The following is a 22701-nucleotide window of genomic DNA, read 5'->3' on the forward strand; positions in this document are numbered from 1 at the left end:
AGATTAGTTACGCAATACGTTTGTAAGCGCAAATGCTAAAGTTGCTAGTAGCGACAAAATAGAAATGCGTTCACCTGTAGTCATTCTTGTTTTAGCTTCGAAGGGCTTGAAGGGGACAATGACTGTGGAACCTGGCTCTACTGCAGGCCATGTTTTGAAAAATAAAAATTTGTGAGTTCGCTTTTTATGTCCATTTGGATAAATAACGTACGTTTTCTTTTGAACTGCATCTTCCGTAAATCCTCCTGCGTCACTCACGTAATCGTCAAAGCTATAGTTGGATTTATAACTTACCTGCGCTGGGTTTAAAACCGCCCCCTGAATTGATACTGTTTCAGGGCGACGAGGAATGTACAGGGTATCGTTAGGATTGAGCAGTAAGTTATCTTCTGTCTCCGGATGCTCGATTACCTTGCTAATATCGGTACCAATGAGTGATCCATTGCGTATGAATTGCGCTGAGGCCAAATAGGCCTGGGGCCGAAGACCACCTGCTCGCTTGATGAGATCAGCGATTCGCTCACGAGGTCTGAAGATAGCGTAGCTTCCAGGCTGCATCACTTGACCGCTTATATACACTTGCTGCTGCGGTTCGTAGGTAGGTGACGTACGAACGTAGACAATATCAAAGGGCTGTAACGAAAAGGCAACTTTGCTCCGATTTGTATCGGCGCCAATCTCTTGAGAACTAATCTGTAAATTCCGGTCAACGGCAAATTGATGAATTTCAAGAGCGGGTGAATTAGCGTCTAACGAGTCTTTGCGAATTCGTCGAGCTACTTCTATCAGACTTGGTTTAGCTCCCTCCCGAAAACCACCTGCATTAGCGATTAGGTCAGCTATACTCATGTTACTGACGTAGGGAATAGCAGCTGGTTTGTTTACAGCGCCTTCGATGTTTATAAAGTATTCCTCACGTAAATCCCTAATGGACAGGATCGTTATGACATCCTGTTTCATCAGGGGTATGTCAGCGATCTCTCCTTTCATCAGTTTCCCTAAGTCGAACGATAAATTTTCTTTATCTAAATTGGGCAACTCACGAACAATCATAGCCCGATTCTTGAAAGCATCATTTCGCAAGCCTTCTGCCCGCTGAATCAATTGGCGAACGGTTTCTGTCCCTGGCTCAATGGCAAAATCCCCCGGCCGCATCACAGCACCTCCTATTTGAACACGATTTTCATACCGTTCCAGAATTTTTCCTACAAAAAAGACATCACCCGGCTGAGGAATAAACTCGGCCATTTGGGCTTCCGTGATGGTTTTTATTTGCCGCTCTCTATTGGTGTTACGCCGGACGGTGATGCTGGCTCTGTAGGCATCATCCGAAAATCCACCTGCAAACCCCAATACTGTTTTAAGGGTTTCGCCCGGCAATACCTCAAAAATAGCTGGGCGACGTACCTGCCCGTTTAACTCGACTCTAGTTTCATAATCTGCAACCCGAATGACATCCTGATCCATTAGTCGGATATTATCTCGTTGGTCAGCTCTTAAAATGAAGTCGTATAAATCAATAGTTCGCACAACTCGATTACCTCGAATAACACTGATTTTACGAAAAGAACCAGTTAACGGATTTGGCCCACCGGCAAGATATAGTGCATTAAAAGCAGATCCTAGTGAGGAAATCGTATAGGTACCGGGCTTAACAACTTCACCGACAAGTGTTACGCGGATACTACGGATATTAGTCAAGGTCACATTAGCATACGTACCACTCCCAGGAACACCCAAGCCCTGATAACCACTTTTGCGTAGTCGATCTATAATACGCGCCTGTGCCTGTTCGATGGTCAGACCACTCACATAAATTGGCGGTAAGTTCGGAATTTTAACTTCTCCTTCTGGCGAGACTTTAAGTTTAAGATTGTCCGAAGATGCTCCAGAAATATCAATACCAATCTCGTCATCGGGTCCCACAATGTAATTACGGGGGGTAGCGATACGTAGATTCGGTTCAAAGGTTAGATTAGCGTTAGAGAATAATGACGCTCCGAATACGGGTAATCCAGCACTTACCTCTTTGCGAGTATTCGTAGGTAACGAATCAATACTTCTTGTTGAGACATCCGAAGGTAAGGTTCGGGCATTGCTTGAGGATGAAGTAACCTTGTCTTTTGCTTGCGCAGCTCCCCTCGTTTGAATTTCCGTATATCGTCGGCGCATGGTAGCAATATCCGTTAATGTATACCCCTGCGACATGGCAGCCACTTCAATTTGTGTTTCAGTAAGTCCCCGGCTCTGCGCCTGGCGGTAAAAATCGATTACCTGTTCATCGCTTAGTTGACCAGCTCGTGAACCAGCCTGCTGAGCGGTTGCCATAGTAACTCCTGTCAGAATAAATAGCAGGAGAACAAGTGTGAATGGATAGGTACGGCAAATAAAATATGACAATTTGTCCTTAGTACGCATGAAACCTGGCGATTGGGCCAAAAATTGAGTTACAAAAGTAATAGATTCCTTTTAAAACGTTACTGTATTATATTGAGCACTGCCTGTCAGGGAGCCAGCTAGGTTGTAGTCCCACGGTAATGCACTAAATTTGCCGGAAAACCAGTCGGCAGTCATTGGTAGATAGTCTTAATTAGATAGACTATTAGCTAAAAAGTAACGCTTATTCACCGATTACCAATGCATAAAACGAAATGATTAATTTAATAGCTAAGTTTTTCGGTACGAAATCACAGCGCGATATTAAGGAATTGCTGCCTTATGTCGAGAAGGTGAACACCGAATTTGCCCGGTTAAAAGACCTTTCTAATGATGAGTTGCGTCAGATCTCAGCTGAACTCAAGGCTCAAATCGCCGACGAGCTAAGCGATATCGACAACCAACTCGCCGAGCTCAACGAACATGTCGTCCACTCAGAAGTAGACGTCAATGAGAAAGAACGGCTCTTCAACCAGATCGATAAACTCGAAGCTGATCGTAATACCGAACTCGAACGTGTGCTGCTGGCGATTCTGCCCCGGGCCTTTGCCGTCGTGAAGGAAACTGCCCGTCGCTTTACCGAAAATGAACAGTTGGCGGTAACGGCAAACGATTTCGATCGCGAAATCGCTTCCCGCAAGAAAAACGTAGTGATTGAGGGTGAGCTGGCGCATTGGGCCAATCGCTGGGATGCTGCCGGTACACTCATTAAATGGGATATGGTCCATTACGATGTGCAAATCATCGGGGGGGTGGTGTTGCATCAGGGTAAAATCGCTGAAATGGCTACCGGGGAAGGGAAAACGCTTGTCGCTACTTTTCCGGCTTTCCTCAATGGGCTGGCTGGACGGGGTGTGCACATCGTTACGGTCAACGATTATCTGGCCAAGCGTGACTCGGAATGGATGGCTCCACTGTTCGAATTCCATGGCATGCGGGTCGATTGCATCGATAAGCATCAGCCCAACTCGGAGCAGCGGAAGCAGGCTTATCTGGCCGATATTACGTACGGAACAAATAATGAGTTTGGCTTCGACTACCTACGGGATAACATGGCCCGCGAAACTAGCGAACTGGTTCAGCGAAAGCATCACTACGCTATGGTCGACGAGGTCGACTCCGTGCTGATCGACGATGCCCGTACGCCCCTGATTATCAGCGGTCCTGTTCCGCGTGGCGATGAGCAGGATTATATCGAGCTGAAACCGCGCGTTTCGCGCCTGGTCGAAGCACAACGCAAGTTGGTTTATGATTATCTGAACGAAGCCAAAAAGAAGATTGCCGCGGGCGACGAAAAAGAAGGGGGGCTGGCCCTGTTCCGGGCCCATCGCGGCTTGCCCAAACATAAGCCGCTGATCAAGTTTTTGAGTGAAACCGGTAATAAGGCCCTACTCCAGAAAACCGAAGCGATTTATCTGGCCGAAAATCAGAAGTTGATGCCCGAAGCGGATGCGCCCCTCTATTTTACCATCGATGAGCGCCACAACAGCATCGACCTGACCGAAAAAGGGATTGATTACATTACTGGTTCGGGCGAAGATCCTAACTTTTTTATTCTCCCGGACCTGTCGATCGATCTTAATTCCATCGACAAAGATCCTGATTTCTCGGAGCAGGATAAGCTTCTCCATAAAGAAGCGGTCGTTCGGGATTATGCCGTCAAGACTCAGCGTATCAACACCGTAAACCAATTACTGAAGGCTTATACCCTATTCGAGCGCGACACAGAATACGTCATCATGGATGGCAAGGTAAAGATCGTAGATGAGCAAACGGGCCGGATTATGGAAGGTCGTCGTTGGTCGGATGGGCTGCACCAAGCCGTAGAAGCGAAGGAAAACGTGAAGGTTGAAGATGCTACACAGACATACGCCACGATTACGCTTCAAAACTATTTCCGCATGTACCACAAGCGGGCCGGTATGACCGGTACGGCCGAAACGGAAGCCTCGGAATTCTGGCAGATTTATAAGATGGACGTAGTCGTAATCCCAACCAACCGGTCCATCAGCCGGAAAGACGAGGAAGATAAGGTTTATCGTTCGGTACGCGAAAAATACAACGCCGTCGTCGAAGAAATTACGAGTCTGGTCGAAAAAGGCCGACCCGTTCTGGTCGGTACGACCTCGGTCGAAAACTCCGAATTGCTGAGCCGACTGCTGACTTTGCGAAAAATTCAGCACCAGGTGCTGAACGCCAAGTACCACCAACGCGAAGCCGAAATCGTAGCCACAGCCGGTTTGCCGGGTAACGTAACCATTGCAACGAACATGGCAGGCCGGGGTACCGATATCAAACTAACTCCCGAGTCGCGGGCGGCCGGTGGTCTGGCCATTATCGGTACGGAGCGCCACGAATCGCGTCGGGTCGACCGCCAGTTGCGGGGTCGGTCGGGTCGTCAGGGTGATCCGGGTACGTCTCAGTTCTTCGTATCGCTCGAAGACAGCCTAATGCGGTTGTTCGGTTCGGAGCGGATCGCGAAAGTGATGGACCGGATGGGCCTGGAAGAAGGCGAAGTGATTCAGCACTCGATGATCACCAAATCGATCGAGCGGGCGCAGAAGAAAGTAGAAGAAAACAACTTCGGGATTCGGAAGCGGCTGCTTGAATACGACGACGTCATGAACTACCAGCGTGAAGCCATTTACAAGCGTCGCCGGAACGCATTGTTCGGCGACCGCTTACCGCTCGATATTGCCAACACGATGTATGACGTAGTGGAAGAAACGGTCAATAACGCTGAAGGCAACTACGAGGAAATCAAATTGCAACTGCTGACCACGCTTGGCCTATCTCCGCAATTGACGGCCGAAGAATTCAACCGGCTGAAAAAGCCCGATCAGGTTCACCGGCTATACACGGAAGCAGAAACGAATTATCAGCAGAAAAATCAGGCCATTGCCGAAAAAGCGTTGCCGGTTCTGACCCAGGTGTTGACTGAGCAGGGGCATCAGATCAAAAATATCGTCGTTCCATTCTCTGATGGCCTTCATGAATTAACCGTGGTTTCAGACCTGCGAAAAGCCGTAGAGACCGGCGCTCGCGAGATCGTCACGGAAATGGAGAAAGCCGTGACTCTGTCGGTGATCGACCAGGAATGGAAAGAGCACCTGCGCGAAATGGATGACCTGAAGCAGTCTGTACAGAATGCGGTCTTCGAGCAGAAAGATCCGCTGCTGGTTTACAAATTCGAATCGGTAGAACTGTTTAAGCGCTTCCTGACCAAGGTCAATTTCGACACGATTAGCTTTCTGACGAAAGCAGATATTCCTGCCCAGGAAGCCGAAGAAGTTCAGCAGGAAATTCGTCAGGCACCGACGCAACAACGGCCACAGCCGCAACCAAAGCTTCACACCAACATAGAAGACTTTGACGACAGTCATCTAGCTACCGGGCCTGAAGAGTATGCCCGTCGCATGGCCGAAAACGACGCTATGGGCGCGGGTGCTCCGCCTATGCCTCCCCAGCGTCAGGCTCCGGCCCGCGTGGTCAAACTGGACCGGAACGCTCGTGTCAATGTCCAGTATGCTGATGGCTCCGTAAAGCGCGACGTCAAATTTAAAACCGTTGAAAATGATGTCGTTAGCGGTAAAGCAATGCTAATCGAGTAAGATCTGTAACTCTCTGAGAAACGCCCGGTGTATCCATGATTCACCGGGCGTTTTTTTATGAACTGCCCGGGTCTTACGGACACTTTTACGGATACCAAGCCGTTATTTAGTCAACATGAATAACGTTCTTTTCTCACTGTTTTTGTGGGGATTAGCCCTGCTGTTTCCCCCGCCCGAGCCGATTCGGCTTCGTCCAGAGTCAGTTCCCTTTACCCCTAAAGAGTTTTATATCGCAGCCGTAACCGATCAGCGACCGGAAGGTGGCCCGATTGCCCGGCTGGCTTTTGCGCTCAATCAGGCTCCGCTGCCTGTCGATTTGGAAAAAGGTGCAGCTACCAGTTTTCAACAGTTTATCAATCAGGGGATGAGACAGAATAAATCCCTGCGGCCGGTCGGCGTGCGCATCCGTCAGTGCCAGGTAAGCGAAACAGCCAATGGACGACGGGTAACGGGAAAATTTACCTTTTCCGTCGCCTTCGATTTGTTGGGTAAAGATGATACAGGTGCGGAAACACGCACTCAATTAACCGAATACAAAGGCGGAGCCAATTACACGCGTCCCCTGGAACAAACAACCGTCATCGAGTCGGTTATCCGGCAATCGTTAGTGGCTTCTCTGCGCAACCTGAATGACTACATGAACCGGGAAAGTGGGCAAAATGAAAAGTTGGCTAAAAGTCTAAAAATAAATTTTATGGACGACATGCGCATTACCAACGATGATACCGTCCACTACAACCCCGATCGAAAATTGATCTGGGACGATTTTAGAGCCGATCCCCGGCGGAGTAGTCATTACGCAGCTGAAGTGTTTACCAGCTTTGCCTACGAAGGGAAAAGTATTGTAAAAGACGGGGTGATTATTCTTAACCTGACGGCAAAAGCGTACATGCTCAAGCAATCGTCCTGGGGCCGACCAGATGCCCGAAATGCCTACGCCCTGAACCACGAGCAGCGCCATTTCGACATCACAAAAATTATTGTCGAGCGGTTTAAGCGTAAGATTCAGGCCGACATTCTGACCCTCGAAGATTATAACAGTCAGATGCAGTACGAATTCCTGGAAGCTTTCCGGGAAATGAACCGCTTGCAAACCCAGTATGATACTGAAACCAATCATAGCCTTAATCAGGCGGCTCAGGAACAATGGAATCAAAAGATTGACACAGAACTGCGTAGTTTTGGGCTGGTTAAATAACTACGCAGCCGTTTCGTGAAAAAAATCCGCGTTCTGCACATAAGTACGGCCCATCAGCCTCAGGACCCGCGCATTGTGTTTAAACAATGTCAGACGCTGGCAGATGTGTATGAGGTATATTGCGCTTTGCCAAGGGCCGATGCGACCATAGCCCCTACGATTCGTTTTATCCGTTTGCCTTATTTCAGGCGTGTCATCTGGCGAACACTGCTGACCTGCCCGCTCATTATACTTCGCTGCATCTGGCTTTGGCCTCAGCTAGTGCATGTTTACGCCCCGGAATTTTTGCCATTTGCTTATATCTTTCGCCTGATTGGAGCAGAAGTTATTTACGAAGTGCAGGAGAATCTGCACCTGAAAATGTACCTGAAAGCCTTCAACCGGGGCATTCTTCTCGAAGCGTGTTTCCGCTGGTTCGACCGGCTCGCCTGTCGTCATTTTTATCTGATTTTTACGGAACATGGTTACCTGAAGACTTATAAGCACTTGAGGAAGCCACACGCGGTCATTTACAACTACCCACAACTATCGTTTCTTGAGCCCTTTCGTCGTCCTTACCAACCTAAGACGGATAAACCATCGTTTTTTTACATCGGTTGGCTTAGTTTTGAGCGATCGTTTGATGTGCTGGTTGAAAGCCTGGCCCGCCTTATGAAAGTATATCCTCAGTTTAGTGTTCATCTGTTTGGCCAACGTACCTTTACCAATAAAGACCTGGAGCAGTTACCGGCTTACTCGCAGGTGCGCCAGAATCTTTATTTTTATGGTTATACAGACCAGCGGGAGGCTTTTTCATACACTGCGCAGGCAACGGCGGGACTCGCTCTCTTAAAACCAGTCGGCGATTATCCGGATTCTTATACGACCAAACTGTTTGAGTACATGGCGCTTGGTTTACCCGTCATTACCTCGAACTTTCCCCTTTATCAGGACGTTGTCGAACGGCACAATTGTGGTTTCTGTGTATCGCCTACGGACGCAGAACAGATTGCCCAGGCGCTCATCTACCTGATCGAGCACCCAACTGAAGCAGAAGCGATGGGAAAACGTGGGCGCCTGGCTGTTGAGACAAAATATAACTGGTCGACAGAAGCGCAGAAATTATTAGACTTTTATGAAGCTGTGCTTTTGACGGACTGACAAAATGCATTTTCTTAGATTAAAATTAGACATAGCTAATACATTATGGTATTGTTCTAATGTTCAATACCACGATTTCCCGGAAGGATTTAACTTTAGGTACTAATCCAGGTTGTAGCTGTGTTAGACCTCTATTTTTTGGCCTGATGTATATACACGCAGTAAGCCACTACCTACCAACGCAGGTGGTTGGCAATGAACATTTCACCCAGCTCAACGGCCTTTCCAGCGACTGGATCATCGAACGTACCGGCATTGTGGAGCGCCGAAAAGCCGCTCCGGGTGAAAATACAAACACCATGACTCTTGAAGTCGTCAAACGACTCCAGGAAAAAACCGACCTTTCCTCAATCGATCTGATTGTGGGAGGTACGTATACCCCCTATGATACCATTGTTTCCATAGCGCACGAAGCCCAGCATCTTCTGGAAATTCCTGATATCCCCACCATTTCGATATCGACGGCCTGCTCTTCTTTGCTAAACGCCATAGAAGTGGTCGAAGGCTATTTTGCGCTTAACAAGGCCAGCCGGGCGTTAGTAATCGTATCCGAACACAATACTCTTTATTACAACGAAACAGATACCATTTCGGGCCATTTGTGGGGCGATGGGGCGGCTGCTCTGCTCATTACCAAAGAACGTCAGAGCGAGAATGATTTTGCAATAAAAGCACTGATAACGGGCGGGGCCGCCCATACGGCAAAGGCAACGACAGGTGTTATGATGAAACCAATGGAGGGCGGTGTTACAATGCCACATGGCCGGGATGTCTTTATCAATGCCTGCCAATATATGCCGAAAGCCAGCTTACAGGTGCTGGAGCAATGTGGCCTTACTCTTGAGGATGTTGACTATGTTCTGCCGCACCAGGCTAATCTGCGCATTTCACGAAACGTGATGAATACGCTCAAACTGCCGGAAGAAAAGCTGATTTCAAATATTCAGTACTACGGCAATACAGGCTGTGCGGGCTGCGCCATAGCACTTTCTGAGCGGTGGGATACCTTCAAAAAAGGTGAACACATCGTTATTACCGTATTTGGGGGCGGCTATTCGTACGGCGCGATGTTGGTAGAAGTATAAAAAAAGTAGTTAGTGGCTAGTTGCCAGCAAATACTACTGACAACTAGCCACTAACTACTTTTCGCTTTTACTGTGCGTCTGCCCGCCAGCTGTTGTTCTTTTCGTTGATATCAGGCAGTTTTTCGTCCGGATCGACCACGACGGTTTTCAGGGGCGAGGTCGAATCGTACTTAAATGTCCATGTACCCCCACGCTGCCAGACTTCTACCGGTAAGTTAACTCGTCCTTTTTTACCGTTGGATTCGGTTATTTCAACTGTAACGGGCATCGCCATCTTTTCAAGATTCTCGATAGAAATCAATGATCCTTTATCGGGCGATCCCTCCGCATACTTTACTTCTTTCACGCTCTGGTCGAGTTTCCAGGTTTCGTAGAAGAAGCCTTTCCAGAACCAGCCTAAGTCCTCCCCTGCTCCGTCTTCTATGCTGCGGAAGAAATCGTAGGGGGTAGGATGTTTGAATGCCCAGCGGTTGACATAATTCCTGAAAGCGAAATCGAACCGATCTGGTCCGAGAATGACATCACGCAGCAGTCTTAAGCCTATACCGGGCTTGTAATAAGCCAGAATACCCAACGCGCGCGGTTGCTGCACATCCGGAATGGTCATAATCGGCTCAGACGGAAAGGAAAGTGCCGGAGCTATATCGTGCATCGTGCCGTGTTCCCGATTGTACTCACCTTTATTGAAATTGGCGGTCGACAATTCGTTGATAAAGGTATTGAAGCCTTCATCCATCCAGGGAAATTTGCGTTCGTTATTGCCGACAATCATGGGGAACCAGTTATGACCAAATTCATGATCGGTTACGCCCCAGAGGCCATCTTTTTTGTCCTTATGGTTACAGAAGATGATGCCGGGATACTCCATTCCTCCCACAATACCGGCTACATTGGTTGCTACTGGATAGCTAAACTCGTAGAGGTATTTCGAATAAAATTCGATACAGCCTTTTACGTATTCGGTCGAGCGGTTCCAGGAATCGTTGGTGGCGCTTTCTGCCGGGTATACCGACTGACCAAGGATGGTTTTCCCACTGGGCAGGCTAATCCGGGCGGCATCCCACACAAATGCTTTCGACGAAGCCCAGGCCACATCACGGCTATTCTGGCAACGGAACTTCCAGGTTAAGGCACCGGATTTTTTGGGCCGTGTGTTCGCATCCGTCACCTCGTCTTTACTACGAATAACTACGGTTTTATCGCTGTTCCGTGCCTGCGCCAACCGCTTTATCTGGTCGGCCGTCAGCACGTCGTTCGGATTTAGCAGTTCGCCTGACCCAACAACGATGTGGTTCCAGGGAGCGGTAATGCTGTATTCATAGTCGCCATAGTCGAGGTAAAACTCACCCGCGCCCAGATAAGGTAATACATTCCAGCCCTCGATGTCGTCGTACACACACATGCGCGGGTACCATTGAGCGATTTCGTAGATAATCCCATCTTTCCGCTGCAGCTGTCCCATACGGTCCGACGCGTATTCAGGAATTTTAAACGAATAGGCTACTTTTATTTTTACAACCTCACCGTTAGGTTTTACGGGTTCTGCCAGACGGATCTGCATGCGCGTGTCTGTAACGACGTAAGGCATAGCCGTAAATTTGCCCTTTGCCTGATCGACGGTTACGCTTGCTATCGAGAATCCACCCGCAAAGCCCTGGTTACCGAACCGCCCACCCGAAATGGGCGTAGTTTTCGTTGCCCGCGAAGTATCGCTAAAGGCATTCTGATCGAGCTGGAGCCACAAATAAGCCAGCGACTCTGGTGAATTATTTTTATAGGTGATCACCACCTCGCCCGTGATGGTATTTTGCTGGTCGTCCAGAGTTACATTGATCTGATAATCAGACCGATTCTGCCAGTACCGGGGGCCGGGGGCACCACTGCCCGTACGGTAATCATTGCCGGGCTGCATATTGAACAGCGGGTGAAACAACGCGAGCGGATCGTATTTGGAAGTGGTCGTCGACGAAGGTGCCGTTTGGGCAAATGAAGCCAGGCTTAAGGCCCAAAACCCCACCCAGATAGCAATTTTTCTCATGAATGAATTCAAAACTAAAATATGTCCTACAAATAACGTGATAAAGCCTTAAAACCAGATAGGGTTCACAAAGACAGGTGCAAATCGAGACCCTGATGAACGAGCAAAAAGACGAAGAGACCAATCCAGAGAATATCGACAAAATGCCAATAGAGCGTAATAAGCCTGATTTTAAGCCGGTTGGGCGGGTTAACGCTGTACACGAACGAATCGATGTAGGGTCGGCGACGCAGCGCTTCAACCAACATGATCCCTAAAAAAATAAGCCCAACCAGAATGTGTAGTAAGTGAATGCCCGATATGATATAAATAAAGCCACCAGCCGGATTTCCTTCTAATAGTATCCCCGCCCGGATCATCTGCCGCCAACCCCATCCCTGCAGCAGCATAAACAGCGTACCAAGCACGAGCGTAGTACCCAAATTGGTACGGTAGCTGCCAAATCGCTCGTGCCGGAACGCCTGGATGGCGTTGTTGAGCGTGAAGCTACTTAAAATGATAACGATAGTGCTCACCAGGAAAACCCCCGGCAGTTTGATATCAGACCACCCTGTGCCGGTCCGACGAACGGCGTAAGCGACCAGCAGCATCGTGAACACCACAATACTGCTCGCAATACCTAGCCAGACCATAAAACGGAACGGCTCCCGCCGTTTGGTCACAAAGTTACTCATCTTAGAGTGGTCGGTCGATACAGGGATGCCCGTGCGGTGATTAGTACCCGTAGCAGGCTTGTTTATGAACTACTAACCCCTATAACTTTCCTTGCCAAACGCTGTAATTACTAAATTGGTTTAGCGTACTTATCGGTGCGTCGAAAATTCCGTACACCGTAGAACCGGAACCACTCATGCTAGCGTAGACGGCACCAAGGCTATAAAGTTGCTGCTTAATTTGGGGTAAGATCGGGTATTTTGGAAACAGGCTGTCTTCAAAATCATTATGAATAGTGGTACGCCAGGTATCGGGCGAAAGTTGCAGTTGTTGATCGAGTGGAATTTCAGGTAACCCGGGGCGCACCGCAGCATAAGCCTCGGCGGTAGATATGGCCAGATTTGGATAGACCAGCACGACAGAATAACCGCTTAAATCGACACTAATGTCACTGAATACATCGCCTTTTTCGAAACAGTACAGCGGCCGGTTCTGGATAAAAAAAGCACAGTCGCTGCCCAGTTGGCGAGCATAGTCTTCCAACTGTGGCGTGTTTATGCCAAGTGAGAATTGGTTATTCAAAAGCTTCAGCGTAAAGGCCGCATCAGCCGAACCGCCACCCAACCCAGCCCCGATCGGGACTAATTTATGCAGATGAAGTTCAACCGGCGGCAGGTCGAAATCGGCTTTCAACAGCTTATAGGCCCGAACACAAAGATTTGCCGTGGAGTCACCCGGGATAGTTAATCCACTGCTACTAAAAGAAAACTCAGTAGCCGGAATGGCCTCCAGCACATCGCTCCAGCCGACGGGATAAAAGCACGATTGCAGATTGTGGTACCCATCGGAACGCTTTTCGGTGATCCGCAGGCCAAGGTTGATTTTGCAGTTGGGGAAGGTTATCACAACTCAGAATAAAGGATTACAGCCATTGATCAACTGTACGGCTCAAGCTTTATCAGTCAACAGATCAAAAATCTGGTCGACATTTTCGGGCAACTCGTGCTGGTTATGCGTAACGAACAAAATGGTTTTGTTGCTGAAGCTGGCGATCAGCCGCCGGGCTCGTTCAATATGCCGCGCATCGATAACCTGAAAAGGCTCATCCAGCAGTAACACCGGCGCATTTTTGAGGAGCGCCCGGATCAACAGCACGAGTCGTTGCTCGCCAGCCGATAAGGTTCTAAACGGGCGATCTTCTGTGTGAGCCAGTTCAAAATAAGCCAGTAACTGGGCTAGATCAGCTTCCGTTTCAGGCGATATACGCCGGGGTGGTGTAAGCGTATCGGTTAGCCCCGTAAGCGCCACCTGCCGCACCGACAACTGCTGTGGAAAATAAAGATGTAATTCGGGCGAGACAAAGCCGATACGGCGTTTAACATCCCAAATGCTTTCACCTGCTTTTCCCCGTCGGAAACCGAACACGCGCACATCATTGGCATAAGCCTGGGGGTGGTCTCCATAGAGCAGACTAAGCAATACCGACTTCCCAGCCCCGTTCTGGCCTAGTAATGCCCACCGTTCGCCCGCCCGGATGGCCCAGTTTATATCCTTCAGGATAACCGTTTCCCCATACTGCACGGTCACGTGCTGAAGTCGGAAAGCTTCCGTAAAATCTACTGGTTGGGGCTTCGTTTGAAGAACAGGAAGCGAAACGTCAGGCAACGGTTCGTTTTTTGGACTGTAATCCACTTTAGATCCCTGCCACTGTACTCTCCCATTGTTGAGGGCCAGTATATGCGTCACAAAAGGCGGAACGTCTTCGGGTTCTACAACCAGTATGAGCGTCAGCCCATGCTCGATCAATTCGCTTAGCCAGCCTGTAAGTTCTGCCCGAAACGCTTTATCCAGCCCCACGAAGGGATTGTCCAGCAGTAGTACGGTCGGATGCCGCAGCAGTGCTTTTCCAATCCGAGCTTTACGGGTCTGTCCGTTCGAAAGCTTCAGAAAGGACCGATCCAGAAGCGGATCGATGCCCAGCCGCTGAATCAGCGCATTATTTTCCGGAGAGTCTGTAAACTGTAAAAAATTACGGACTGTAGGAATGGCATGGTACGAAGGGTCTTCGCCTTCGGGCTTATCACCCATTGTCGCCTGGTAGCGTTGCTGATAAAAGTACCCGCTGTATGAGAACCGGCTGGACTCTTCCTTGAATGAGACAAATTCGAGCGAAGCTTTTCGGGTTAACATACCTGGCGAAGTAGGTAAAAGCTGTCCGGCAATGGCTTGCAAAAGCGTCGTCTTGCCGCTACCGGTCGGGCCTACGATGGCCCAGCACTCGCCGGTCCGGATGGATAGAGTAATCGCGTCTAAAACAGTTTGATTACCCCGACGAACACTTAACTCATTCAGGAAAATCAACGAATCTATATCAGCCATAAAACGCAGTTGGGGGGCATACCTTTGCAAAGGTATGCCCCCCAACTGCGTTTTATGCAATTTTCACCAAACTACTTTTATTGAGGTTTGGGAGTCGTCGTCGTGGTCGTGCTTCTGGTCCGGCGGCTGTTATTCGTCGTAGTGCCGCTATTGGTCCGGTCTGTGGTACCCATAGTACCTGACGTACCCTGCGAATCGGTTCTTGGCGACGTGCTGTTCATGGTGCCCGTACCCGTGCTGTACGTACTGTTAGGCGTTGCTACCGTACCTGGGGTCGTTGTACCCGATGGATTTACATTACCCGTGGTCGGATCTACCGAACCCGGTTGCGTCGTCGCGCCCGGTGTCATACCAGGGGTGGTCGTTGTACTCGGCCGGTTCTGATATGTGTTCGAATTCGTCGAGGGCTGCATACCATTGTTGGTAGTCCCTGGCGTTTGAATACTCGAGTTAGTCGAGGGCTGCGTTTGGTACGTGCTCGAAGGTGTGCCCGAGTTGGATGGGCTCGAATACGTGCCGGTCGTACCAGATGAGGTGGTACCTGGCGTCGTGTTCGTTGTTTGTGCGTTAGCGTTGAGGGCGATGCCGGCTACCAGCATACAACCCATTATCATTATTTTTTTCATTAGTTGAGTATGTTTATCGTTTTAAGCGATATTCTACAATAGAACTCGGCTCATCCTGAATTGTTTAACTTTTTTTTAATTTTTGACCTGGGTCCAGCGATTTACACAAAAAATAAAAGGCCATGAGTTCAAACTCATGGCCTTTAAAAAGTACTGAAATCTGACAACTCAGATCGTTCCTTTCTTCATTTCCTTTACGGCAAAATCGGCAGCGCGTGCCGTCAAAGCCATATAAGTCAGAGAGGGGTTCACACAGGAAGCAGACACCATACAGGCACCGTCGGTATTGAACACGTTTTTTACCGTATGAATCTGATTGTGTGCATTCAGTATGGACGTCTTCGGATCCCGCCCCATGCGCGCCGTACCCATTTCGTGAATACCAATGCCGGGGTGTTTGGACTCGTCGTTGTAAGGCGTTACATTTTTCATACCGGCCGCTTCAAGCATTTCAGCCGCATCGTTCATCATATCGATGCGCATTTTCTTTTCATTTTCGCCATAAGCCGCGTCGAACACGATCAGCGGCAGGCCCCACTTGTCTTTCTGATCGGGCGACAGGGTCATGCGGTTATTAGGATCGGCAATCATCTCGCCGAATCCGCCCAGGCTCATCGTCCATGGACCGGGCTGGGTCAGGCTTTCTTTGAAATCAGCGCCGAAGCCAGCCATGCCGTTACCCCGGTTCCAGCCACCACGGCCCGCTCCTCCCTGGTATCCGAAGCCCCGCACGTAATCGCGCTTGTCGCCATTCCAGTTCCGGTAACGAGGAATATAAACCCCATTCGCCCGCCGTCCGTAGTAATACTGATCTTCCATACCTTCGAACGTACCGGCAGCACCCGCGGCCAGGTGGTGGTCCATAATGTTACGACCGAGCTGATCCGAATCATTACCCATTCCATTCGGGAATCGGTGCGATTTCGAATTCATCAGAATCGATGTACTGGCAAAGGCCGACGCATTGAGGAAGATGACCCGGGCATAATACTCCCGAACCTCTTTGGTATTCTGGTCGATAACCCGAACACCCGTTGCTTTTCCTTTCTTTTCGTCATAGAGTACTTCCGATACGATCGAATCAGGCCGGAGGGTTAACCGACCGGTTTTCATCGCAGCGGGCAAGGTTGCCGACTGTGTGCTGAAATAAGCGCCATACGGACAACCCCGCATGCACTGATTCCGGAACTGACAAGCCGCCCGGCCCAGGTCGTAGTGCAGTTGTTTGGGAGCTGTCAGGTGAGCCGTCCGCCCGATGGTAACCAATCGTTTGGGGAAAGCCTTTTCAATGCGTTTCTTCGATTCTTTCTCCAGACAGTTCAACTGCATAGGCGGTAGAAAATTACCGTCGGGCAGTACATCGATTCCGTCTTTATTACCCGAAACACCCACGAACGTTTCTGCATACGTATACCAGGGGGCCAGATCTTCATATCGAATCGGCCAGTCGACCCCGATACCTTCTTTGGCATTGGCCATGAAATCTTCTTTGTTCCAGCGGTAACTCTGCCGTCCCCACATCAGCGAACGACCGCCTACGTGATACCCCCGAATCCAGTCGACCTTGCGTTTTTCGAGGTACGGGTTTTGGGCGTCGTTCTCAAAGAAATGCCGCCATTCTTCGTTGGCCGTGTAACCGGTACGCATGTTAGCCCAATATTCTTCGGCGGCCATGGTCGTGATCCGGCCACGGTGCGGAAAATCCCAGGGGTTGTTGGTAGCGGTCGGATAGCCCTCGATGTGTTTCACATCACGGCCGCGCTCCAGCATCAATACTTTCAATCCTTTCTGGGTAAGTTCTTTAGCGGCCCAGCCACCCGAAATACCCGACCCGACGACGATAGCGTCGTAGGTCATATCTTTTTTTGCGTCTATATTGAGGTTCATGATTATTCAATGAATAATGAATAATGTAAAATGGATGCTGGTTACTAACACAAGCCCACTCGATCTTACTTATTCATTGTGCATTATTCATTTTACATTAGATTGCCCAGGCTTTCTGACCGGGTTTAAGGGTTATACAACCATCGTAGCGACCGGGAACCGCCACATAAGCAAGCGCCTGTGTGCAGCCTATTTCGGAAGTGAAATATCCCGTCAACGTCAGGTCTTTGAGAATCGAGAAGAAAGGGGTATACCGCTTCTTGGAATCCGGCATTTGCAGGTCAGCCTGCGAATTTTCCACTTTAGCAACGGCTTTGCCAGACGCCATTTGTTCCCGGCGTTGCTTGTCGTCGGCTTCGAGTTTTTTCACGATCTCGATTCGCTGCGTCGGATCGAGTTGTACAAAGGCTTTACCGTATGCGTCCTGGCTTAGCTTATTGGTTTGGGCCAAGCCTTCGATGAAGCGCTGTTGATCGTCGGGTTTATAGCAATCCTTCAGAATGACATCGATAACTTCATTGACTTTAGCAGCTTTAGCACCAGGCGTACTGGTCGTTGGAATAATTGTTTCGGCCAGTTCAGCAACGGTGGCATCCTGGTCTGCCGTAAAGAAGACCGGTTTGCCAGTCAGGGCACGTCGAGTGGCCGAGGCTTCGAGCGTATCGGCTAGCGCGGGCAACGTGAGGGTTGCGCCAGCCAATGCAGCCACCCGCATGAGGGCGTCTCTTCTATTCATAGGTATAAGTAATTAGACTTTCAGGTAGAACGATATAAGTAAGTACAAATGTATAACAATCAAGGAATGGATTGTGCTATTTGAGGATACACTTTTGCAGGAATCGGGCTATTTAGAAAGGTACTAATGTCTAACCAATACAGCCTGATAGCAGTTGCTGTTATCAGGCTGTATGTCAAACTAGTTAAGTGATTTTTTAATCGATCTATCCTTGCATTAACTCCCGTACGGCCAGCCAGCTCATCAGGCCAGCTCCGGTTTCCAGAGCGGCTTCGTCGATGTCGAAGGTCGGTGTATGTACGCCCGAGACGATGCCCCGCGCTTCGTTGCGGGTACCGAGTCGGTAAAAACACGAATCGACAACCTGCGAGTAGAACGCAAAATCTTCGCCCGCCATCCACAGATCTAAATCGACTACATTTTCGGCTCCCATGTATTCGACGGCTTCGGCCCGCACGCGCCGAGTTAGTTCAGGATGGTTTTTCAGGTATGGATAGCCGTGAACGACCTCGAATTCGCAGGAGCCTCCCATGGCTTCGGCAATACCCTGCGCCAGTTTTACCATTCGTTTTTTGCCTTCGGCCCGCCACTCTTCGTTCATACATCGGAACGTTCCCTGAATGGTGACTTCGTTCGGAATGACATTCGTGACCCCATCAGCAATGAACCGACCGAATGACAAGACCGACGGGCTGGCGGGTGGGCGATTCCGACTAATGATTTGCTGCAAGGCGACAATGATGTGCGAAGCAATCAGGACCGGGTCGACCAGATTATCGGGCATGGCTGCGTGACCACCTTTCCCGCGAACAGTCAGGTACAATTCGTCGGTGCTGGCCATGTACATGCCCTCACGGAACCCGATTTTACCCACCGGAATATTCGGCGCAACGTGTTGGCCCAGCATGCTCACCGGAGCCGGGTTTTCCAGCACTCCTTCCCGAATCATCAGCGATGCACCGCCAGGAGCTTTTTCCTCACCCGGCTGAAAAACCAGTTTAACAGTTCCATCGAACTGATCGCGCAGTACGTGCAGGATACGGGATACCCCGAGCAGGCTGGCGGTGTGGGCATCGTGGCCGCAGGCATGCATGACCCCCTCTACCGTCGATTTATAGGGTACGTCGTTGGCTTCGTGAATGGGTAGTGCATCCATGTCGGCCCGCAGCCCGATCACTCTTGACGTGCCATTTCCTTTTCGACCTTCGATGATAGCTACCAGACCGGTATCGGCCACCCCTTCCTGCGGGGTGATACCGATGGCTTTGAGCTGATCGGCCACGAACCGAGCGGTATTGCGCTCGTGAAACGACAATTCGGGGTGAGCATGCAGATGCCGACGGGTCTGCACAATATCGGCTGCGTATTGCCGGGCGAGCGATTTAATGGAATCGAGCATAATTGCGCGGCTGGGGAGCCGCAGTATGGTAAATAATGGCGGCTTCCCAGCCGCAACGGCGGACCGTCCGCACTATTGTATGGTTATAAACTCATAATCGCGGATAACCGTTTCCAGGAATGCCCGGTTCGGCAAGCCGCTTTCAATGCCGGTTACGGCTTTGATCTTATCGGCTGTGCGCAGAGCAGCACTATCATCGCTCCGGCGCAGAATTTCGCGGATAATCGTGATATCACGGTCTGACAGCAACCGCACGTCGGGAAAATGAACGGCGTAGTTTTCGGGAACGGGTTGAATCAGAATCTCGTCTAAAGTAACTGATGGCTTCAGTTTGACGACCGTGGTACCGGCGGCAATATCACCCAGCCGCTGCCCTTTTCCATTAGCGGCCACAGTAACGATGGGAACGATACCACCGATAAAAGCAACGGACTCGACAATTCGAAATAGCCAGCGAATCAGGTAAGGGCCCAGCGTTGGCTGTGATCCATCGAGCATGACGACCCGAATGTTCATAGCTAACTTACCAACACTCCGCCCGTTCAGCAGCCATTCGCAAAGCAAATCGTAGAGCACTACGGGCAGGAACACGAACACAGCATAAAAATTACTCCGGGGAATGCCTAACTGAGCCGGAATGGCCAGGGCCAGGATAAACCATCCAAAAAAGACTGCGTAGTCGATCAGCGTTGCCAGAATCCGTTCGCCGATACTGGCGGGGTCATATTCCAGCAATACGTTTTGCGAAGTCAGGATGGTAACAGCCATGCGAAAGAGTCGGTACGGAGGCCTCCGTACGGTCAGTTATCAAAAGTCGTAAGTAAGTCGGTTCAGTCAAAAACTTTTTGCATAAAACTAGTCCCAACTTGGTTACATTGGCAAACTTAGCTACCTTGACCCTTACAGCCACCCGAGCGGCTCGTCAGTACTTTTATGCGTGAAGCTCTCTTTATCAAGCGGAATGCCGACAAATGGCGTGACATCGAGCAGAACCCCACCCGCGATCCGGACGAGCTGACGGATCGGTTTGTGGAGCTGACCGACGACCTGTCGTACGCACGTACGTTCTACCCTGGCTCCAAAGTAACTCGCTACCTCAACAGTCAGGCGGCCAACATGCACCGCAGTTTAATGCAGAATCGACAGGACGACCGAAGTCGGTTCGTTACGTTCTGGAAATACGAACTGCCGCTGCTATTCCGGCAATCGCACCGGCTGCTGGCCCTGTCGGCAGGAATATTTCTGATTGCCTGCCTGCTGGGCTGGATCTCGGCGGCTCACGACAATACATTCGTACGGCTGATTTTAGGCGATCAGTACGTCAATATGACTCTTGAGAACATCAAAAAAGGTGATCCGCTGGGGGTTTACAACAGCCATGATCAGGCCAGCATGTTCGTCCAGATTACCCTCAACAACATTTATGTGGCTTTCCGCACCTTTCTATTCGGGTTATTTGCCTCGTTCGGGACCATGGCCATGCTGTTCTACAACGGGGTCATGCTGGGGTCTTTTCAATATTTTTTTCATGAACGCGGACTCCTCCTCGACTCGGTGCTGAAAATCTGGATTCATGGTACGCTTGAAATCTCAGCGATTGTCATTGCCGGTTGTGCGGGTCTTACCGTTGGCAACAGCCTGTTATTTCCGGGAACCTACTCGCGACTGGTTTCTTTTAGGCGGGGCGTCAAGCAAGGGCTGAAAATTGCGATTGGGTTGGTTCCTATTTTCATCATGGCTGGCTTCCTCGAAAGTTTTGTCACGCGGTTAACACTGCCCCCCATTATCAGTGGCAGCATCATTCTTATATCGGCCTCGTTCATCGTCTGGTATTTTATTCTGTACCCCATCTACCTTAACTCTAAAATTAGTCATGATTGACCTCTATCAGCAGCGCGATTTTGGCAATAAAATCAACGCTACGTTTCAGTACGTCACCCAGAACTTTCGAAGCCTGGGTATGTGTCTGCTCTACATCGTCGGACCGATTGCTTTGGTGGCGGGCATCGCTACGGGTTTCATGCAGTCGAACATGATGAAATTTGCGAACGAGTCATCGAACAATGGCGATCCTATGGCGGCTTTTCAGATGCTGAGCCTTTTTGTATCGCCCACCTTCTGGCTGACCATCTTGTTCAGCATGCTGGCTAATCTGGCGGTCATTCTGACTACCTATGCGCACATGAAGGTATATAACCGAAATAAGGAAGCCGATATTGCCGTCGCCGATGTCTGGGAAGAAATGCAGACGCACATTGGGCGCGCAATCGTCATCTCCGTTCTCAACTCTATCATCATTGGTTTTGGCTTTGTGTTTTTGTTCATACCCGGCGTTTATCTGGCCGTCGTGCTTTCCCTATCGTTGGCCGTCACCGTCTTCGAGAACACTGATTTTGGGGTTACCTGGAGCCGCTGCTTTCAGCTGATTCGCGACAAATGGTGGTCTACCCTCGGACTTATTTTCGTGATGGGGCTTATTATCATGCTCATTGGGCTTGCGTTCGCGATACCGGCGGGGATCCTCGCTTTTCTGACAGGGGCCAAACTGCTGCCCAACGTGTCGGTGGTCTGGCTGACCCTCGGTAATGTAATTAATCTGGTCGGTAAAACACTCCTCAACGCCGTGCTATATACGGCCATCGGCTTTCAGTATACCAACCTGGTCGAACGGCAGGAAGGGCGGGGTATGCTGTCGGCAATCGACTCCATCGGCACGGCGCCAACCCAACCCCGCGATACGGATGAAGGCAGTTTCTAAGATAAAGCAACTTCTGTACTGGCTTTTTCTGATCGGCTGTTTATCAGGCAGATACGCCGACGTCTATGCCCAGCAGGCCGACTCTAAAAAACCATCGGTTGCCGGTCGGGATGATCATTCGCCGTTGGTGGTTCGCTACCCCAGACCTGAGCAGCTACGAGATCTGCAAACCGATCACGACTACCAGTACGGGAATGATGCACCACCGCCCGAAAATCCGATAGCGCGTTTTTTCAACTGGTTGTTTCGGAAACTCGCCGTTTTCCTGAGCAGTCAGGCTTACCAGAATATCTGGCAATACATTATCCTGGCCGTCATTGCGGGGCTGGTTATTTACCTGCTGATGAAAGCCGAAGTGCTGGGATTTCTGTTTCCAAAAAAATCCCGGACGGGTAGTTTGGATTACGAGAATCTAAGCGAAAATATTCATGAAATCAATTTCGATCTGGCCGTTCAGGAAGCCGTCGATCAGCATAATTTTCGGCTGGCGGTAAGGCTCCTGTATCTGCAAACTATTAAACACCTGACCGACGCGGGCCGGATCGATTACAAACCCGACAAAACCAACCGACAGTATGTTTATGAGCTAAAAAACACGCCCTACCAGCCCGACTTCGAACACTTGACCCGCCAGTTCGAATTTGTCTGGTACGGCGATTTTCCGATCGATGAAACACAGTTTACCCAGTTATGGCAACAATTCAGGACGTTTAATCGGCCCGTTACCCAACTGTCGTAACCTACACTTTACCGC

The 22701-nt window shown here is 49.9% G+C and carries 17 protein-coding genes; 7 read left to right on the forward strand and 10 right to left on the reverse strand.

Features of this window, described 5'->3' with window-relative positions; all coding sequences use genetic code 11:
• Window positions 1-3: 3 nt before the first annotated feature.
• Window positions 4-2328 carry an SLBB domain-containing protein gene (locus ACYVC2_RS01995; RefSeq protein WP_461100601.1) on the reverse strand — a complete coding sequence of 775 codons (2325 nt, stop codon included), beginning with the start codon at window positions 2326-2328 and terminating at the stop codon, window positions 4-6.
• A gap of 323 nt (window positions 2329-2651) precedes the next feature.
• Between ACYVC2_RS01995 and secA the strand changes: the two genes are divergently transcribed.
• From secA to ACYVC2_RS02015, 4 genes are all read left to right on the forward strand, one after another.
• Window positions 2652-6047 carry a preprotein translocase subunit SecA gene (gene secA / locus ACYVC2_RS02000; protein WP_461100602.1) on the forward strand — a complete coding sequence of 1132 codons (3396 nt, stop codon included), beginning with the start codon at window positions 2652-2654 and terminating at the stop codon, window positions 6045-6047.
• A gap of 115 nt (window positions 6048-6162) precedes the next feature.
• Complete coding sequence (locus tag ACYVC2_RS02005) at window positions 6163-7245, forward strand: hypothetical protein (RefSeq protein ID WP_461100603.1); 1083 nt, start codon at window positions 6163-6165, stop codon at window positions 7243-7245.
• Window positions 7246-7260: 15 nt separating this feature from the next.
• Window positions 7261-8385 carry a glycosyltransferase gene (locus tag ACYVC2_RS02010; protein WP_461100604.1) on the forward strand — a complete coding sequence of 375 codons (1125 nt, stop codon included), beginning with the start codon at window positions 7261-7263 and terminating at the stop codon, window positions 8383-8385.
• A gap of 146 nt (window positions 8386-8531) precedes the next feature.
• A complete protein-coding gene (locus ACYVC2_RS02015) occupies window positions 8532-9470 on the forward strand; it encodes a 3-oxoacyl-ACP synthase III family protein (RefSeq protein WP_461100605.1) in 939 nt (312 codons plus the stop codon).
• Window positions 9471-9537: 67 nt separating this feature from the next.
• Here ACYVC2_RS02015 and ACYVC2_RS02020 read toward each other — a convergent pair whose 3' ends face one another.
• The 9 genes from ACYVC2_RS02020 to ACYVC2_RS02060 form a co-directional block, all read right to left on the reverse strand.
• Window positions 9538-11508: a M1 family metallopeptidase gene (locus tag ACYVC2_RS02020; RefSeq protein WP_461100606.1), complete on the reverse strand. Its 1971-nt coding sequence runs from the start codon at window positions 11506-11508 to the stop codon at window positions 9538-9540.
• 65 nt (window positions 11509-11573) lie between these two features.
• Window positions 11574-12182, reverse strand: coding sequence for a cytochrome c oxidase subunit 3 (locus ACYVC2_RS02025; RefSeq protein WP_461100607.1), 609 nt, complete (start codon window positions 12180-12182; stop codon window positions 11574-11576).
• Between the two features lie 79 nt (window positions 12183-12261).
• On the reverse strand, window positions 12262-13068 hold the full coding sequence (gene ispE / locus ACYVC2_RS02030) for a 4-(cytidine 5'-diphospho)-2-C-methyl-D-erythritol kinase (protein ID WP_461100608.1): 807 nt from the start codon (window positions 13066-13068) through the stop codon (window positions 12262-12264).
• A 42-nt stretch (window positions 13069-13110) separates the two neighbouring features.
• A complete protein-coding gene (locus tag ACYVC2_RS02035; protein WP_461100609.1) occupies window positions 13111-14541 on the reverse strand; it encodes an ATP-binding cassette domain-containing protein in 1431 nt (476 codons plus the stop codon).
• A 77-nt stretch (window positions 14542-14618) separates the two neighbouring features.
• Window positions 14619-15167, reverse strand: a complete 549-nt coding sequence (locus ACYVC2_RS02040; RefSeq protein ID WP_461100610.1) for a hypothetical protein — start codon at window positions 15165-15167, stop codon at window positions 14619-14621.
• Between the two features lie 168 nt (window positions 15168-15335).
• Window positions 15336-17054 (reverse strand): GMC oxidoreductase, encoded by a 1719-nt coding sequence (locus ACYVC2_RS02045; protein ID WP_461100611.1) that lies wholly within the window; start codon window positions 17052-17054, stop codon window positions 15336-15338.
• Between the two features lie 97 nt (window positions 17055-17151).
• On the reverse strand, window positions 17152-17790 hold the full coding sequence (locus tag ACYVC2_RS02050; protein ID WP_461100612.1) for a gluconate 2-dehydrogenase subunit 3 family protein: 639 nt from the start codon (window positions 17788-17790) through the stop codon (window positions 17152-17154).
• A gap of 205 nt (window positions 17791-17995) precedes the next feature.
• Window positions 17996-19189 carry a M20 metallopeptidase family protein gene (locus ACYVC2_RS02055; RefSeq protein WP_461100613.1) on the reverse strand — a complete coding sequence of 398 codons (1194 nt, stop codon included), beginning with the start codon at window positions 19187-19189 and terminating at the stop codon, window positions 17996-17998.
• A 72-nt stretch (window positions 19190-19261) separates the two neighbouring features.
• The gene (locus ACYVC2_RS02060) at window positions 19262-19957 is read right to left on the reverse strand and encodes an RDD family protein (RefSeq protein ID WP_461100614.1); all 696 of its coding nucleotides are present in this window, start codon (window positions 19955-19957) and stop codon (window positions 19262-19264) included.
• Between the two features lie 165 nt (window positions 19958-20122).
• Here ACYVC2_RS02060 and ACYVC2_RS02065 point away from each other — a divergent pair, with 165 nt between their 5' ends.
• From ACYVC2_RS02065 to ACYVC2_RS02075, 3 genes are read left to right on the forward strand one after another with little or no spacing between them, the layout of a single operon-like run.
• On the forward strand, window positions 20123-21070 hold the full coding sequence (locus tag ACYVC2_RS02065) for a stage II sporulation protein M (RefSeq protein WP_461100615.1): 948 nt from the start codon (window positions 20123-20125) through the stop codon (window positions 21068-21070).
• Window positions 21063-21947: a hypothetical protein gene (locus ACYVC2_RS02070; RefSeq protein WP_461100616.1), complete on the forward strand. Its 885-nt coding sequence runs from the start codon at window positions 21063-21065 to the stop codon at window positions 21945-21947. The genes ACYVC2_RS02065 and ACYVC2_RS02070 overlap by 8 nt, the downstream gene beginning before the upstream one ends.
• Window positions 21931-22686, forward strand: a complete 756-nt coding sequence (locus ACYVC2_RS02075; protein WP_461100617.1) for a DUF4129 domain-containing protein — start codon at window positions 21931-21933, stop codon at window positions 22684-22686. Before ACYVC2_RS02070 ends, ACYVC2_RS02075 begins: the two co-directional genes overlap by 17 nt.
• Window positions 22687-22701: the final 15 nt, after the last annotated feature.

The organism is Spirosoma koreense, assembly GCF_054777875.1.